Source organism: Janthinobacterium sp. SUN026, from assembly GCF_030397625.1.
GTDB lineage: Bacteria > Pseudomonadota > Gammaproteobacteria > Burkholderiales > Burkholderiaceae_D > Janthinobacterium > Janthinobacterium kumbetense.
In genome coordinates this window covers 633,419-649,869 of the sequence record NZ_JAPQNU010000001.1, presented here as the reverse complement: position 1 = coordinate 649,869, position 16,451 = coordinate 633,419, and the positions used below count along the sequence as shown (strand labels likewise).

12 protein-coding genes are annotated in these 16,451 nt (G+C 64.6%); all 12 read left to right on the top strand.

What is annotated here, in order from left to right; all coding sequences use genetic code 11:
* Positions 1 to 48: 48 nt before the first annotated feature.
* The 12 genes from OX459_RS02985 (at position 49) to OX459_RS02930 (ending at position 16,394) form a co-directional block, all read left to right on the top strand.
* On the top strand, positions 49 to 888 hold the full coding sequence (locus OX459_RS02985) for a phytanoyl-CoA dioxygenase family protein (protein ID WP_289903771.1): 840 nt from the start codon (positions 49 to 51) through the stop codon (positions 886 to 888).
* Positions 888 to 1,706, top strand: coding sequence for a TIM barrel protein (locus tag OX459_RS02980; RefSeq protein WP_289903770.1), 819 nt, complete (start codon positions 888 to 890; stop codon positions 1,704 to 1,706). Before OX459_RS02985 ends, OX459_RS02980 begins: the two co-directional genes overlap by 1 nt.
* 79 nt (positions 1,707 to 1,785) lie before the next feature.
* Positions 1,786 to 2,247 carry a MarR family transcriptional regulator gene (locus OX459_RS02975; RefSeq protein ID WP_289903768.1) on the top strand — a complete coding sequence of 154 codons (462 nt, stop codon included), beginning with the start codon at positions 1,786 to 1,788 and terminating at the stop codon, positions 2,245 to 2,247.
* 165 nt (positions 2,248 to 2,412) lie between these two features.
* On the top strand, positions 2,413 to 4,788 hold the full coding sequence (locus tag OX459_RS02970) for a M1 family metallopeptidase (protein WP_289903767.1): 2,376 nt from the start codon (positions 2,413 to 2,415) through the stop codon (positions 4,786 to 4,788).
* Complete coding sequence (locus tag OX459_RS02965) at positions 4,785 to 5,273, top strand: DUF6702 family protein (RefSeq protein ID WP_289903766.1); 489 nt, start codon at positions 4,785 to 4,787, stop codon at positions 5,271 to 5,273. The genes OX459_RS02970 and OX459_RS02965 overlap by 4 nt, the downstream gene beginning before the upstream one ends.
* A gap of 22 nt (positions 5,274 to 5,295) precedes the next feature.
* A complete protein-coding gene (locus tag OX459_RS02960) occupies positions 5,296 to 7,332 on the top strand; it encodes a TonB-dependent receptor (RefSeq protein ID WP_289903764.1) in 2,037 nt (678 codons plus the stop codon).
* A gap of 103 nt (positions 7,333 to 7,435) precedes the next feature.
* Positions 7,436 to 8,170 (top strand): 2OG-Fe dioxygenase family protein, encoded by a 735-nt coding sequence (locus tag OX459_RS02955; RefSeq protein ID WP_289903762.1) that lies wholly within the window; start codon positions 7,436 to 7,438, stop codon positions 8,168 to 8,170.
* 142 nt (positions 8,171 to 8,312) lie between these two features.
* Positions 8,313 to 9,674 (top strand): response regulator, encoded by a 1,362-nt coding sequence (locus OX459_RS02950; protein ID WP_099666722.1) that lies wholly within the window; start codon positions 8,313 to 8,315, stop codon positions 9,672 to 9,674.
* Between the two features lie 264 nt (positions 9,675 to 9,938).
* Positions 9,939 to 10,667, top strand: coding sequence for a CerR family C-terminal domain-containing protein (locus OX459_RS02945; RefSeq protein ID WP_289903761.1), 729 nt, complete (start codon positions 9,939 to 9,941; stop codon positions 10,665 to 10,667).
* The gene (locus tag OX459_RS02940; RefSeq protein WP_289903760.1) at positions 10,664 to 12,079 is read left to right on the top strand and encodes an efflux transporter outer membrane subunit; all 1,416 of its coding nucleotides are present in this window, start codon (positions 10,664 to 10,666) and stop codon (positions 12,077 to 12,079) included. The genes OX459_RS02945 and OX459_RS02940 overlap by 4 nt, the downstream gene beginning before the upstream one ends.
* A gap of 13 nt (positions 12,080 to 12,092) precedes the next feature.
* On the top strand, positions 12,093 to 13,268 hold the full coding sequence (locus tag OX459_RS02935) for an efflux RND transporter periplasmic adaptor subunit (RefSeq protein ID WP_289903759.1): 1,176 nt from the start codon (positions 12,093 to 12,095) through the stop codon (positions 13,266 to 13,268).
* 9 nt (positions 13,269 to 13,277) lie between these two features.
* The gene (locus tag OX459_RS02930) at positions 13,278 to 16,394 is read left to right on the top strand and encodes an efflux RND transporter permease subunit (RefSeq protein WP_289903757.1); all 3,117 of its coding nucleotides are present in this window, start codon (positions 13,278 to 13,280) and stop codon (positions 16,392 to 16,394) included.
* The last annotated feature ends 57 nt before the right edge of the window (positions 16,395 to 16,451 follow it).

The window sequence follows — 16,451 nt, the reverse complement described above, 5'->3', positions numbered from 1 at the left end:
TCGCCCATCCTACAATGGCGCTTTCCATTGACCTCCGGAGCCGCCGCCATGCTAACGATCGAACAACAAGAACAATACCAACGCGACGGCTACATTATCCTGCCCGGCTTCAAGGGGGCGGACGAAATCGCCACCCTGCGCGCGCGCGCCGAACAGATTGTCAACGAATTCGATCCCAGCGTCAGCCAGTCGATCTTCACCACGCGCGACCAGGCGAAGAACACCAACGATTATTTTCTCGCTTCCGACAATACCATCCGCTGCTTCTTCGAGGAAGAAGCGTTCGGCGCGGACGGCCAGCTGAAGCAGGCCAAATCGCTGTCGATCAACAAGATCGGCCACGCCATGCATGACCTGGACCCCGTCTTCCGCAGCTTTTCGGCCGACCCGAAACTGGCCGCAGTGGCGCGCGACCTGGGCCTGGCAGATGCGCAGGTGTGGCAATCGATGTACATCTTCAAACAGCCCGGCATCGGCGGCGAAGTGCGCTGGCACCAGGACGCCACGTATTTCGAGACCACGCCGATCAGCGTGACCACGTTCTGGTTTGCGCTGGAAGACGCCACCCTGGAAAACGGCTGCCTGTGGGCGGAACCGGGCGGCCACCGCGGCCCGCTGCGCGAACGCTTCATCCGTAACGGCGACGCCGTGCGCGTGGAAAAACTCGACGCCACGCCATGGCCCGACGACAGCACGGCCGTCCCGCTCGAAGTCAAGGCCGGCGCCCTCGTCTGCTTCCATGGCTTGCTGCCCCACTACAGCGCGCCGAACCGCTCGCCCGTCTCGCGCCACGCCTACACCCTGCACGCCACGGACGGCCAGACGGAATACGCGGCCCACAACTGGATACAGCGCGACGCAACGTTCCCCGTGCGGGGCTTCGTCTGATGCGCATCGACGTCTTTGCCGCCCACTGGGGCAATAACGAGCTGCCGCCCGACGTCTTCATCGACAAAGTGCTGGCGGCCGGCTTCGACGGCATCGAAATGTCGCTGCCGCTGGACGCCGCCCTGCGCGAGGAATGGACGGAGCGCATCGCCAAGGCGGGACTGCAGCTGATCGCCGCGCAGTGGGAAACCGTCTTCCACAGCGACTTCGAGCTGCACCGCGCCGCCCTGGCCGAACTGCTGGAAAACGCCTGTCTGGCGCGCCCCGTGCTGGTCAACACGCACACGGGCAAGGATTTCTATACGCCGGCGCAGAATGCGCAGCTGCTCGACCTGGCCGCCGCCATCTCGGCAAAGCACGGCGTGCCCATCGTGCACGAAATCCACCGCAGCCGCTTTTCCGGCCATCCGATGCTGCTGCTGCCGTATCTGCAGCAGTATCCCGAGCTGCCATTGACGGCCGACCTGTCGCACTGGTGCTGCGCCTGCGAATCGCTGCTGGAAGACCAGCCGCAGACCCTGGCGCAGGTGCTGCCGCTGGTGCGCCACGTGCATGCGCGCATCGGCCATGCGCAAGGGCCGCAGGTGGCCGACTTCCGCGCGCCGGAAGCGAAACCGGCACTCGACGCCCACCTGGCCTGGTGGGATGCCATCGTCGCCCTGCGCCGCGCCGCCAGCGCCGAGCGCATGACGTTCACGCCGGAATTCGGCCCCGCGCCGTACACGCAAACGCTGCCCTGGACGCAGCAGCCCGTGAGCGACGCATGGGAACAGAACGTCGCCATGCTCGATCTGCTGCGCACGCGCTACGCCGACTAAGCTTCTGCGTCCCGGCGCCGGATCGCCAGGTCCGGCGCCGCGCATTGCAATTAGGTAGTGCGCTATATATACTGTCCCCATGGATACCACCACCGCCCCCAATCCCTTGCACCAGGTACCGCGCCTGGACAGCCAGCTGTGCTTTGCGCTGTACTCGACTTCGCTTGCCATGAACAAGCTGTACCGCAAGCTCCTGCGCAAGCTCGGTCTCACCTATTCGCAATACCTGGTGATGATGGTGTTGTGGGAACGCGACGGCCTGACGGTGTCGGAAGTAGGCGAGCGCCTATTCCTCGACTCGGCCACCCTGACGCCCCTGCTCAAGCGCATGGAGCAATCGGGCCTGTTGACGCGCACGCGCGCCGCCAGTGACGAGCGGCAAGTCATCATTTCCCTCACGGAACAGGGTGACCAGCTGCGCCACGAGGCGGCCCTGCTGCCCGAAGCCATCCTGACGGCCAGCCACTGCAGCGTGGAACAGGTTGTGGACATGAAACAACAGCTGAACCAGTTACGCGACAGCCTGATGAAAAGTGAGTGAAAGCGCCGCTTTTCCAAGCAAAATCAGGCAAAGTTCTCCCCTGACGGCGCCAGGCAAAAGCTGGCGTGAAATCCGCCTTTCTTTATTACAAATCGATACATGGATGGCCCCGCCCTGCGTATAGAATAGTTGCCACTATTTCCTTACAACAACATCAGGGTGAATATGCGCATACCTTTCGGCTCCGTAGCCTCGTTGGCTCTGTGTTTTACCGTGTCGGCCTTCGCGGCCGAACCATTCGACGACAAGTTCCGCCAGCTCGAAGAGGTGCTGCCCACCCCGAATACCTACCGCACCGCCTCCGGCGCGCCGGGCCACGCCTATTGGCAGCAACGCGCCGACTACACGATCCGCGCGACGCTGGACGAAGCCAGGCGCGAGATCGCCGGCAGCGGCACCATCACCTATCATAACCAGTCGCCCGACACCCTCGGTTACCTGTGGGTGCAGCTGGACCAGAATATCTACAAGCCCGATTCCGACGCGCGCCGCATGACCACGGCGCCCTCGCGCCAGGCGTGGGCCAAGACGGCGGGCGAAGAGACAATGAAGTTCGAAGGCTTGCGCGGCATCCTGGCGCGCGGCGACTTCCAGGGCGGCTTCAATATCCGCCGCTTGACAGGCGCGGATGGCCAGCCCCTGAAGTACGTTATCAACCGCACCATGATGCGCATCGACTTGCCGCAGCCCTTGAAGCCAGGCCAGGATTTCGTCTTCCAGATCGACTGGGATTACCGCATCAACGAACAGAAGGTGTTGGGCGGGCGCGCCGGCTATGAAGTCTTCGACGACAAGAACGCCCTGTTCGAAGTGGCGCAGTGGTTCCCCCGCATGGCGGCCTATTACGATGCGGCCGGCTGGCAGCACAAGCAGTTCCTCGGCTCCGGCGAATTCACGCTGGAATTCGGCGACTACGACGTGCAGCTGACCGTTCCTGCCGACCATATCGTCGCCTCCACGGGGGAGCTGCAAAACCCGCAGGAGGTGCTGTCTTCCGCGCAGCGCGAGCGCCTGGAAAAGGCCCGCGGCAGCGACAAGCCCGTCGTCATCGTCACGCAGAAGGAAGCCGAGGCGGCCGAAAAAACAGTGAGCCGCGCGCAAAAGACGTGGCACTTCAAGGCGGCCAACGTGCGCGACTTCGCCTGGGCCTCGAGCCGCAAGTTCATCTGGGATGCGCAGGGCTACAAGAAGGGTGGCAGCGATGTGATGGCCATGTCCTACTATCCGAAAGAGGGCAATCCCTTGTGGGAAAAATACAGCACGCAAGCCATCGTGCACACGATTGAACAGTACAACAAGTACAGCATCGACTATCCGTATCCGACGGCCATCTCCGTCAACGGCCCCGTGGGTGGCATGGAGTATCCGATGATCTCGTTTAACGGCCCCCGTCCGGTGAAAGACAAGAAGACGGGCGAACTGACCTACTCCAAGCGCACCAAATATGGCCTGATCGGCGTGATCATCCACGAAGTGGGCCACAACTACTACCCGATGATCATCAACTCGGACGAACGCCAGTGGACATGGATGGACGAAGGCCTCAACACCTTCGTGCAATACCTGGCGCAGCAGGCGTGGGAAGAAAACTACCCGGCCTCGCGCGGCGAACCGCGCGAGATCGTCGACTACATGCGTAGCCGCGACCAGGTGCCCATCATGACCAATTCCGAGTCCCTGCTGCAGTTCGGTAACAACGCCTACGCCAAGCCGGCGGCGGGCCTGAACATCCTGCGCGAAACCATCCTCGGGCGCGAACTGTTCGACTACGCCTTCAAGGAATATGCGCAGCGCTGGAAGTTCAAGCGCCCCACGCCCGCCGACTTTTTCCGCACCATGGAAGACGCTTCCGGCACGGACCTGGACTGGTTCTGGCGCGGCTGGTTTTACACCACCGACCCGGTCGACATCAGCATCGACGGCATCAGCGAATACGGCGTGAGCTCGAAGAACCCGGAAACGGAAAAAGCGTGGAAGAAGGCGCAGAAGGACGCCCAGCCGGAATCGGTCACGAGCCGCGCCAACAAGGGCATGCCGCGCCGCGTCGACGCGCATCCGGAGCTGAAGGATTTCTACAACCAGCACGACGATTTCACGGTGACCAACAAGGACCGCAACGCCTACGCCGAAGCGCTGGCCACCCTGGAACCGTGGGAAAAGGACTTGCTGAAACAGGGCAAGCATCTGTACCTGGTCGACCTGTCGAACGTGGGCGGCATGGTCATGCCGCTGATCCTCGAAATCGAACTGAAAAGCGGCAAGAAGTACGTCGAGCGCGTGCCGGCCGAAGTGTGGCGCTACTCGCCGAAGAAAATTACCAAGGTCGTCATCACGGATGAACCGATGGTGGGCCTGGTGCAGGACCCGTACTGGGAAACGGCCGATATCGACACAAGTAACAATAGCTGGCCGAGAAAAATCACGCCATCGCGCCTGGAACTGTTTAAGAGCGAGAAGTCGCCCAAGGATAACCTGATGCGCGATTTTCATACGCCGCTGAAAGACAAGAACGGCGGCTCGGCCAGGGGCGACGAGGCGTGAAGCGCTGGCGTCTGCTCGCTTGCGCCACGCTGGCCTGCGCCAGCATGGCGGCGGGCGCCCATAATTTCCACATGGGCATCGCCGATATCAGCTATAACGCGGCCAGCGGCAGCACCGAAGTGGTGCACACCTACACGGGCCACGACGTCGAGGCGCTGCTGACCAATCTGTACCAGCGCCAGTTCGACCTGGGTCAGGAAGACAGCGAAGCGGCACTGCGCCGCTATGTCGAAAAACAGTTTTACCTCGTGGCGCCGGACGGCAAGCGCCTGCGCCTGAACTGGGTCGGCATGAAGGTCAATGCCGACAACGTGGTGATCTTCCAGGAGCTCGAACGCACGCGCCTGGCGCCCGCCACGCGCATCCACAACCAGCTGCTGATCGACTTCCTGCCCAGCCAGCGCAACACCCTCAACGTGCAGGACAGCGGCGCCATCCAGACGCTGATATTCGACCGCCAGAACACGGAACTGCCGATCCGCTGAGCTCCGCCACTTCCAAAGACCCATGACGCCACGCCATCTTGCCTTCCTCCTCGCCGCCCTGTTTTTACCGGTCACCGCCCACGCCGACGACATCTTCCAGCGCGTGCTGGTCGACGGTTCGCGCCTGAATCAGCTGGGCGTGGCCAATTCGGCCAACGCGGGCAGCGTCACGCAAAAGCAGCTCGATGCGCGCACCAGCTACCGGCCCGGCGAACTGCTGGAAGCCGTGCCGGGGCTGATCGTCAGCCAGCATAGCGGCGAGGGCAAGGCCAACCAGTTCTACCTGCGCGGTTTCAACCTCGATCACGGCACGGACTTGCGCACCACTGTCGACGAGATGCCCGTCAACCAGCGCAGCCATGGCCACGGACAGGGCTGGACGGATCTGAACTTCCTGATACCCGAACTGGCCATGCGCCTCGATTACAAAAAGGGGCCGTATTCGGCGGCGCAAGGCGACTTTTCCTCGGCGGGGGCGGCGTCCGTCGTGTATGCGAACCGCCTGACGCAGGGCGTCGCCAGCGTGGGACTCGGACAAAATGGCTTTCGCCGCGCCCTGCTGGCCGATTCGCCCGATGCGGGCGACGGCAGCCTGCTGTACGCGCTCGAAGCGCAGCATAACGATGGCCCGTTCACACAGCCGGACCGCTACCGCAAGCTCAATGGCGTGCTGCGCTACAGCGAAGGCTATGCCAACAACGGCTTCAACGTCACGGCCATGGCGTACGACGCCAGCTGGAACGCCACCGACCAGATTCCGCTGCGCGCCGTGCAGGACGGCACCCTGGGCCGCTTCGACGCCATCGATGCCAGCGACGGCGGCAAGGCGCAGCGCTACAGCCTGTCGGGCGCCTGGCGCCAGACGACGGACGACGTGTCGTCCAGGGTCAGCGCGTATGTGATCGCCAACCGCCTGGCCCTGTTCTCGAATTTTACGTATGCGATGGACGATCCCGACAACGGCGACCAGTTCGCCCAGCCCGACCGGCGCGTGACGGCCGGCCTGGATGCCAGCCACACCTGGCACCGCCACACGGACAGGGGCAGCAGCGACACCACCATCGGCCTGCAGCTCCAGAACGACAATATCCACAACGGCTTGTACAACACGCGGCAGCGGCAGATCCTGTCAACCACGCGGCAAGACCGCATCGTCGAGTCGAGCATCGGCGTGTATGGCGAAAACAGCACGCGCTGGTCGCGCTGGCTGCGCACCGTGGCCGGCCTGCGCGCGGACGCCTACCGCTTCGACGTGCGCAGCGACCGCGCCGCCAATTCGGGCACGGCCAGCGACCATTTGTTCAGTCCCAGCCTGAGCGTGATCGCGGGACCGTGGCGCGATACGGAAGCGTATCTCAACATCGGCAATGGCTTTCACAGCAACGACGCGCGCGGCACGACGATCACGGTCGACCCGAAGACGGGCGAGGCGGCCGACAAGGTCACGCCTTTGGTGCGCTCGCGCGGGCTGGAACTGGGCTTGCGCAGCGCCGCCATCGCCGGCCTGCAAACCTCGCTGTCGCTGTACCGCCTGGACTTCGATTCCGAGCTGCTGTTCATCGGCGACGCGGGCGCCACCGAGGCGGGCCGCCCCAGCCGCCGCTACGGCGTGGAGTTTTCCAGCTACTACAAGGCGGCCAGCTGGCTGTCGCTGGACCTGGACCTGGCGTATGCGCGGGCGCGCTCGCGCGGCAGCGACCCGGCGGGCGACTTCATCCCCGGCGCCATCGAAGGCGTGGCCCAGCTGGCCATGACGGTGACGCCGCCGGGGCCGTGGTCGGGTTCCTTGCGCCTGCGCTACTTCGGTCCGCGCCCGCTGATTGAAGACAACAGCGTGCGCTCCGCGGCCAGCGTGGGCTTGAACGGGCGTATCGCCTACCAGATCGACAAGACCTTGCGCGTGGAAGTCGAAGGCTACAACCTGGCCAACCGGCGCGACTCGGCCATCGACTATTACTATGCCTCGCGCCTGCCCGGCGAAGCACAACCCGTCGACGATATCCACTTCCATCCGGTGGAATCGCGCTCGCTGCGCCTGACCCTGGTAAAGAATTTTTAACTCAACAAGAATAATTCCTGTCTCACTGCACAGGAAACGCCGCGAAGTCGTAGAATGCCAGGCTGGATAAACTGAGACAGGCCGCGTTCCGGCCCGCACCGCCATGAGCACTTCCGCACCGATCTTTACCGACCCTTCCCACGTCAAGGAAGCCTTGCGCGATGACGGCTATGCCGTCCTGCGCCCGCAGGATGTGGCCGCGCTGGCCGGCTGCCCGCTGGCCGCGCTGCGCGCGCTGGAAGGCAGCTGGAACACGCTGGCGCTGGACAATTACCTGAAGGATGGCGGTCGCTATCGCCGCCGGCGCCACTCGTGCTTCGTGCAGGATGGCGAGCGCCTGACGCAGACGGCGCACCGTCCGCACTGGCAACCGGTGGAATACAATGCCCTGCACGGCGGCATGCACCGCCTGTTCGAACCGGTCGAAGCGGCTATCGTTGCGCAAGCGGCCTGGCAGCAGCTGATCCGTGCGCTGGGCGACGTCTGTTCGCAGGTCAAGGGCCGCCAGCCGTGGTTCATCGAGGCGCACCAGTTCCGCATCGATACGACCGATGGCATCGGCCGCCCCACGCCGGAAGGCGCGCACCGCGACGGCGTCGATTTCGTCGCCGTGCTGCTGATCGGGCGCGAACAGGTCAAGGGCGGCGAGACGCGCATCTTCGAGGCCGATGGCCCCAACGGCAAGCGTTTTACCCTGACCGAGCCGTGGTCGCTGCTGCTGCTCGACGATGCGTCTGTCATCCACGAATCGACGCCGATCCAGCCGATCGGCGAACATGGCCACCGCGATACGCTCGTGCTGACTTATCGCGCAGGCCAGTTCCAGGGCGAAAACTGACAAGCGGCCACAGCATTCCCTGTGGCCAAAATAGTTACTTGGAAGTTACTTTTGCAGACCTAAATCCGATATAGTCATACGATGTCGATATTGCGCGCTCACCGCGCCCAGCATCACCACACTGAAATTCTAGGAGAGGTCTGTGGACTCCAACAACCAAATCAAGCCTGACGAAATCGAGATCCTGATCGTCGAGGATAGCCCGACCCAGGCGGAGCGCTTGCGCCGCCTGATCCAGTCCCTGCACTATAACGCGCGCGTGGCGGCAAATGGCCAGCTGGCCCTGGCCGCCATCCGCGAGCGCAAGCCGCACCTGGTGCTGTCCGACATCGTCATGCCTGAAATGAATGGCTACGACCTGTGCCGCGCCATCAAGTCCGATCCGACCTTGCGCGACATCCCCGTGATCCTCGTCACCTCGCTCAACGATCCGAAGGACATCATCCGCGGCATCGAGTGCGGCGCGGACAATTTCATCCGCAAGCCCTACGCGGAAGACTACCTGCTCAACCGCATCAGCCACATGCTGATGAACCAGAAGCTGCGCAAGAACCAGAATGTGGAAATCGGCATCGCCCTGTACCTGGGCGACCAGAAGCACTTCATCAATGCGGAGCGCCAGCAAATCCTCGACCTGCTGATCTCCACGTATGAACAGGCGGTGCAGGTCAACGGCGAACTGCAGGCGCGCGAACGCCAGGTGATCGAGCTGAACATGCGCCTGGCGCACCATGCGGCCGAACTGGAAACCATCAACCGCGAAATCGCCCTGAAAAACCTGGAACTGGCCGAGGCGAGCCGCATGAAGTCGGCCTTCATCGCGAACATGTCGCACGAACTGCGCACGCCGCTCAACGCCATCATCGGCTTCACGGGCGCGCTGCTGATGAAATTGCCCGGCCCCCTGACATCCGACCAGGACAAGCAACTGAACACCATCCGCGCCAGCGCGCGTCATCTGCTCTCGCTGATCAACGACATCCTCGACGTGGCCAAGATCGAAGCGGGCAAGCTGACCCTGTCGATCGAACCCGTGCACTGCCAGGAACTGATGGCCGACGTGGCCGACACCCTGCGCCCCCTGGCCCAGCAAAAGGGCCTGGCGCTGGAAATGGCGCTGGGAGAAGAAGGCCAGCCGCCCGCCATCATCGACACGGACCGCCGCGCATTGACGCAAATCCTCATCAACTTGCTCAACAACGCCATCAAGTTCACGGAACAGGGCACGGTGCGCATCAGCCTTGCCCAGCGCGACGAGGACGGCGTGCTGGTGACGGAAATGAGCATCGCCGACAGCGGCGCCGGCATCAAGGAAGAAGACCAGGCCAAGCTGTTCCAGGCCTTCTCGCAGCTCGATTCCACCTCCACGCGCCACGTGGAAGGCGCGGGACTGGGCCTGTACCTGTGCCAGAACCTGGCCAACGCCATCGGCGGCGCCCTGTTTTTCAACAGCGACTACGGCTCCGGCAGCACGTTTACACTGGCCCTGCGCAGCAAGGCCTGAGTTTCTGTGCGCCGCAGCATGAAATTTTGATTTCTTGCCATCCAGGACCGACCGATACAGTAGTTCTACGGTATTGCACCGCACCATTTTCAGCGCTATAGTAGAACTGTCTCCTCCAATTCGTTCTCCGAACATTGGATTACGCCCGCGAATACAACCGCGGGCTTTTTTTTGCCTGCGTTTTCCCTCATCTTCACCTTCCCTTAACTAAATCAAACGATTTAGTTATATCAATCGTTTGAGATATGTGATTAAATCTCCGGCATGATTGAAAAAAACGCCATCCCCACTTCCCACGCCGACGAAGGGCGCAAGCCCCGTTCCGACGGCGAACAGTCGCGCGAGCGCCTGCTTCATAGCGCCATCCGCCTGTTTGCCGAGCAGGGCTACGCCAAGACGTCCACGCGCGAACTGGCGCAGGCGGCCGGCACGAACGCGGCGGCCATCAGCTATTACTTTGGCGACAAGGCGGGCCTGTACCGCGCCGCCTTCGCCCAGCAGTCGCCGAACCCGCAAGACAATATCGCCCTGTACGAGCAACCGCATTTCACCCTGCGCCAAAGCCTGGAAGGCTTTTATGCGCAGCTGCTCGCCCCCATGCAGCAGGGCGAGATCGCGCGCGACTGCATGCGCCTGTGGTGCCGCGAGATGCTCGAACCGACGGGCCTGTGGGCGCGCGAAATCGACCAGAACATCCGCCCCGAGCACGAGGCGCTCACGCGCGTGCTGGCGCGCCACCTGGGCGCACCCGACGACAGCGACGACATGCACCGCCTGGCCTTTTCCATCGCTTCGCTGGCCCTGCAGCACATGGTGGGTGCGGAAGTGCTGCAAACCCTGCGCCCGCAACTATTGGAATCGCCGCAGGCCATCGACACCTGGCTGGCGCGCATGACCGACTACGCGCTGGCCATGGCCGACGTGGAGCGCCAGCGCCTGGCCATTCCTCCCTCTACCCTTACCGCTCAACGACAAGCAGAAGGACCAGCATGACGACTATTCGATGCACCGTTCAACGTGTCCTGGCCGCCAGCATCGTACTGGCGCTGGGCGGTTGCGCCCTGCAGGGGCCGCCCGCAGCGGTGGCCGCCAGCGCACCCGTGCAGTGGCAGGCGCCGCTGCCGCATAACGGCAAGCTGACGGACCTGGCCAGCTGGTGGCAGGGCCAGGGTGACAGCCTGCTGGTGGAATTGATCACCGACGCGCAGCAGGTCAGCCCGACCATCGCCGCCGCCCGCTCGCGCATCGTGCAGGCGCGCGTGGACAGAGTCGCCAGCGGCGCCGCACTTGCGCCAGCGCTCGATGCGACGGGCAGCGTGGTGCGCACCAGCCAGCAATCGGCGCAGCCCGGCGGCACCACCTCGCAGGCCGCGCTGCAGGCGTCGTGGGAAATCGACGTCTTCGGCGCCAACCGCGCCACGCGCGATGCGGCGCAGGAGCGCTACGACAGCGCGCGCGCTCTCTGGCATGAGGCCCGCGTCTCGGTGGCCGCCGAAGTGGCAAACCAGTACTACGCCCTGCGCACCTGTCAGCAATTGCAGGCAGTGTCCGAACAGGATGCCGTCTCGCGCCGCGACTCGGCACGCCTGACGGAGCTGAGCGCCGGCGCCGGCTTCCAGCCGCCCGCCAACGCCGCCCTGGCCCGCGCCAGCGCCGCCGAAGGCGCCAGCCGCGCCATCGAACAACGCGCCGCGTGCGACGTGAATGTCAAGGCGCTGGTGGCCCTGTCGGCCATGCCGGAAGCGTCGCTGCGCGAGAAGCTGGCGGCCAGCCCGGCTATCCTGCCCTCGCCCGTGGCGATTGCGCAACTGCCGGCGCAAACCCTGGACCAGCGTCCCGATATCTACAGCGCCGAACGCGAAGTGGCGGCCGCCAGCTTTGAAGTGCGCGGCGCGCAGGCGCAGCGCTACCCGCGCCTGAGCCTGGCCGGCTCCATCGGCAAGGGCAATATCCGCGCCGGAGGCACCAGCATCACGGCCAGCACCTGGAGCATCGGCCCGCTGGCCGTCAGCCTGCCCATTTTCGACGGCGGCACCCGCCGCGCCCAGGTCGATGCGGCAACGGCGCGCTACGACGAAGCCGTGGTGAAGTACCGTGCCGGCGTGCGCCAGGCCGTGCGCGAAGTGGAAGAGGCGCTGGTCAACCTGGCCAGCACGGACGCGCGCAGCGGCCACGCGAAAACGGCCCTGGAAGGCTACCGCGTGTCGTTTGTCGCCACCGAGGACCGCTACAAGAATGGCCTGGCCAGCCTGATCGAACTGGAAGACGCGCGCCGCACGCGCCTGGCCGCCGAAAACACCGTGGTCAACCTGGAGCGCGAACGCAGCGCCGCCTGGGTAGCGCTGTACCGCGCCGCCGGCGGCGGCTGGAACAGCAGCAGCGCCATCGCCAACAACGCACCCTGACGGATACGACAACATGAAAAAAATGACCTTGAAACCGATGGCTCTCGCCCTTGCCGCCCTCTGCGTTGTGCTGGGTGCCGGCGTTACCCTATATTCCCCGTCCTCCACGGCGGCCGACGACGCCAAGGATAAGAACGCGGCGCAAAAACCGGCGCTCACCGTCACCACGGCCAAGCCGCAAACGGCCAACCTGCCCATCAAGCTGAAGGCCAACGGCAACGTGGCCGCCTGGCAGGAAGCCGTCATCGGCAGCGAATCGAACGGCTTGCGCCTCACCGAGGTACGCGTGAATGTCGGCGACATCGTGCGCGCCGGCCAGGTGCTGGCCGTGTTCTCGAATGACACGGTCAATGCCGACGTGGCGCAGGCGAAGGCCGCCGTGCTGGAAGCGGAAGCGAATGCCGCGGAAGCCGCCGCCAACGCGCAGCGCGCCCGTTCGCTGCAAAGCACGGGCGCCATCAGCGCGCAGCAGATCAGCCAGTACCTGACGGCCGAACAGACGGCCAACGCGCGTATCGCATCCGCCAAGGCGCAACTGGCGGCGCAACAGCTACGCCTGAAATACACGCAGGTGGTGGCGCCCGACAGCGGCATCATCTCTGCGCGCTCGGCCACCGTCGGCTCCGTCGTAGGCGCCGGCACGGAACTGTTCCGCATGATCCGCCAGGGTCGCCTCGAATGGCGCGCCGAAGTGACGGCCACCGAGCTGCTGAACCTGAAAGCGGGCACCCTGGCGCAAGTCAAGGCAGCCAATGGCAGCGTTTTGACGGGCAAGGTGCGCATGATCGCCCCTACCGTCGACCCGCAGACGCGTTCGGCCCTCGTGTACGTGGACCTGCCGGCCAGCACCGGCAACAATGCGCCGTTCAAGGCCGGCATGTACGCCAGCGGCGAATTCGAACTGGGCACCTCGGGCGCGCTGACGGTGCCGCAGCAGGCGATTGCCGTACGCGATGGCTTCAGTTATGTCTTCCGCCTGAATGCCGACCAGCGGGTCAGCCAGATCAAGGTGCAGGCCGGACGGCGCCTGAGCGACCGCATCGAGATTTTAGGCGGCATCACGGCCGACACCACCATCGTCGTCAGCGGCGCCGGCTTCCTCAATGACGGTGACCTGGTGCGGAATGTTCAAAACCCGGTGGCAACCCCGGTCGCAGCGGCTGCCAAGCCTTCCGCAGCGAAAAAGTAAGGAAAAACCATGAATTTTTCCTCCCTCTCGATCAAGAATCCGATCCCGGCCATCATGCTGTTCGTGCTGCTGACCCTGGCCGGGCTGCTGGCCTACAAGGCCAATCCGGTGCAGGATTTCCCCGATATCGAACTGCCCATCGTCACCGTCAGCGCGGTGCTGCCAGGCGCCGCTCCAGCCCAGCTGGAAACGGAAGTGGCGCGCAAGATCGAAGACTCCGTCGCCACCCTGCAAGGCGTGAAAAACATCTACACCAAGGTGCTCGACGGCGTCGTCACGGTGACCGTCGAATTCATCCTGGAAAAGCAGATCGCCGAAGCCGTCAACGATGTGCGCGACGCCGTCGCGCGCGTCAAGGCGGACATGCCGGCCGAGCTGCGCGACCCCACCGTCACCAAGGCGTCCACCGCAGGCAGGGTGGTGCTGACCTTTATCGCCACAGCAAAACCAGGCGTCGACAATCCGCTCGACGCGCCTGACCTGTCCTGGTTCGTCGACAACACGGTGGCCAAGCGCCTCCTGACCGTGCCCGGCGTGGGCGCCGTCACCCGCGTGGGCGGCGTCTACCGCGAGATCCAGGTGGAACTCGACGAGGCGCGCATGGCCGCCTTGAAAGTGTCGGCCCTCGATGTCTCGCGCCAGCTGCGCCTGGTGCAGCGCGAAGCGCCCGGCGGCCGGGGCGACATCAGCGGCGCCGAGCAGTCGGTGCGCACCATCGCCACCGTGAAAACGGCCGATGAACTGTCGCGCGTGGAAGTACCGCTGCCGGACGGGCGCCACGTGCGCCTGGACCAGGTGGCCACCGTGCGCGACACGGTCGCCGAACCGCGCGCGCTGGCCGAGCAGGATGGCAAGACCGTCGTCGCCTTTGAAGTGTTCCGCACCAAGGGCGCCAGCGAAGTGGCCGTCGCCAAGGGCGCGCGCGACGCCATCACCGACCTGCAGAAGGAAAACCCGAATGTCGTGCTGCAGCAGTCGATCGACAATGCCTTCCCCGTCGAGGAAAACTTCGACGGCTCGATGGAGCTGCTGTACGAAGGCGCGCTGCTGGCCGTGCTGGTGGTGTGGTGGTTCCTGCGCGACTGGCGCGCCACCTTGGTGGCCGCCGCCGCCCTACCCCTGTCCGTGATGCCAGCCTTCCTCGGCATCTACTGGTTCGGTTACACGCTCAACACCGTCACCCTGCTGTCGCTGGCGCTGGTCGTCGGCGTGCTGGTCGACGACGCTATCGTGGAAATCGAAAACATCGAGCGCCATCTGCGCATGGGCAAGTCGCCCATGGAAGCGGCCATGGAAGCGGCCGACGAAATCGGCATGGCGGTGATCGCCACCACCTTCGCGCTGGTAGCCGTGTTCCTGCCGACGGCCTTCATGAGCGGCATTCCCGGCCTGTTCTTCAAACAGTTCGGCTGGACGGCCGTGCTGGCCGTACTGGCCTCGCTGGTGGTCGCGCGCCTGCTCACGCCGATGATGGCCGCCTACATCTTGAAACCGCTGCCGCACAAGGAAGAACAGGATGGCTGGCTAATGACGCGCTACCTGAAAGTCATGCGCTGGTGCCTGAACCACCGCGGCACCACGGCCATCGCTGCGGCCCTGTTCTTTATCGGTGCCATCGCGCTCGTGCCGCTGCTGCCGACGGGCTTCGTGCCGGCCGCCGACCGCGCGCAGACGCAGATCAACCTGGAACTGCCTCCCGGCTCCACCTTGGGCGAAACGCAAGCCGTGGCGGCCCTGGCGCGCGATGCGGCCATGCGTACGCCAGGCATCCAGGGCGTCTTCAGTTCGATTGGCGGCGGCTCCAGCGGCGACGCCTTCGCTCCCGGCGCGGCTGCCGAGGCACGCCGCGCCGTGCTGACCCTGACCACCGTGCACCGCACGGAGCGCAAGGAATCGATGGCGGGCCTGGAAACGCAGCTGCGCCACAAGCTCGATACGATACCCGGCGCGCGCTTCACGGTGGGGCCGCCCGACACGGGCGTCAAGATGCAGCTGGTGCTGCGCTCGGAAGACCCCGTGGCGCTGATGGCGGCGGCACAAAAGGTCGAGCGCGAGCTGCGCGGCCTGAAAGGCATCGGCAACGTCAATTCCAGCGCTTCGCTGGTGCGCCCGGAAATCATCGTGCGCCCTGATTTTGCCAAGGCGGCCGACCTGGGCGTGACGGCGGCAGCCATCGGCGAGACGGTGCGCGTGGCCACGGCCGGCGACTACGATACGGACCTGACGAAGATGAACCTGCCGGAGCGGCAGGTACCGATCCGCGTCAAGCTGCCCAACAGCGTGCGCGCCGACCTGGCCGCCATCGAGCGCCTGACGGTGCCCGGCAAAAATGGTCCCGTGCGCCTGGCGAACGTGGCCACCGTGACGATGGAAAGCGGCCCGGCGCAGATCGACCGTTTGAACCGCAGCCGCAACGTCACCCTCGACGTGGAACTCGGTTCGCGCACCCTGGGCGAACTGAATGAAGAAGCGCGCGCGCTGCCGTCGATGAAGAATCTGCCGCCATCCGTGAAGATCGCCGAACTGGGCGACGCGCAGGAAATGGCCTCGCTGTTCGCCAGCTTCGGCCTGGCCATGCTGATCGGCGTGCTGTGCATCTACTGCGTGCTGGTGCTGCTGTTCAAGGACTTCATGCAGCCGGTGACCATCCTGGCGGCGCTGCCGCTGTCGATCGGCGGCGCCTTCGTGGCCCTGCTGATCACAGGCAGCGCCCTGTCGATGCCGTCGATGATCGGCCTGATCATGCTGATGGGGATCGTCACCAAGAACTCGATCCTGCTGGTCGACTATGCGATCCTGGCGCGCCAGGCCGGCATGAACCGCTTCGATGCGCTGGTCGACGCCTGCCACAAGCGCAGCCGGCCCATTTTGATGACGACGATCGCCATGGGTGCCGGCATGATGCCGCTGGCGCTGGGCTGGGGCGCCGACCCCAGCTTCCGTTCGCCGATGGCCATTACCGTCATCGGCGGCCTGATCACGTCGACTTTACTGAGCCTGCTGGTGGTGCCGGCCGTGTTCACCTATATCGACGACCTGGAGCACCTGCTCAAGCGCGGCATGGCCAGACTGCGCCGCCAGAAGGCGCCGCTGCGGCGCGATGACAAGGTGGCGCTGGAAAAATAAGCGCCGCCACCGTTTGCAAAATCGCCCCCTGCGGGCAAGGAAGCGAAGGACCGGCCG

Excerpts from the sequence above, each read along its gene's own strand:
- OX459_RS02975 (WP_289903768.1), top strand. The coding sequence starts at position 1,786 with ATGGATACCACCACCGCCCCCAATCCCTTGCACCAGGTACCGCGCCTG.
- OX459_RS02935 (WP_289903759.1), top strand. The coding sequence starts at position 12,093 with ATGAAAAAAATGACCTTGAAACCGATGGCTCTCGCCCTTGCCGCCCTC.
- OX459_RS02980 (WP_289903770.1), top strand. The coding sequence starts at position 888 with ATGCGCATCGACGTCTTTGCCGCCCACTGGGGCAATAACGAGCTGCCG.
- OX459_RS02955 (WP_289903762.1), top strand. The coding sequence starts at position 7,436 with ATGAGCACTTCCGCACCGATCTTTACCGACCCTTCCCACGTCAAGGAA.
- OX459_RS02940 (WP_289903760.1), top strand. The coding sequence starts at position 10,664 with ATGACGACTATTCGATGCACCGTTCAACGTGTCCTGGCCGCCAGCATC.
- OX459_RS02970 (WP_289903767.1), top strand. The coding sequence starts at position 2,413 with ATGCGCATACCTTTCGGCTCCGTAGCCTCGTTGGCTCTGTGTTTTACC.
- OX459_RS02960 (WP_289903764.1), top strand. The coding sequence starts at position 5,296 with ATGACGCCACGCCATCTTGCCTTCCTCCTCGCCGCCCTGTTTTTACCG.
- OX459_RS02945 (WP_289903761.1), top strand. The coding sequence starts at position 9,939 with ATGATTGAAAAAAACGCCATCCCCACTTCCCACGCCGACGAAGGGCGC.
- OX459_RS02930 (WP_289903757.1), top strand. The coding sequence starts at position 13,278 with ATGAATTTTTCCTCCCTCTCGATCAAGAATCCGATCCCGGCCATCATG.
- OX459_RS02985 (WP_289903771.1), top strand. The coding sequence starts at position 49 with ATGCTAACGATCGAACAACAAGAACAATACCAACGCGACGGCTACATT.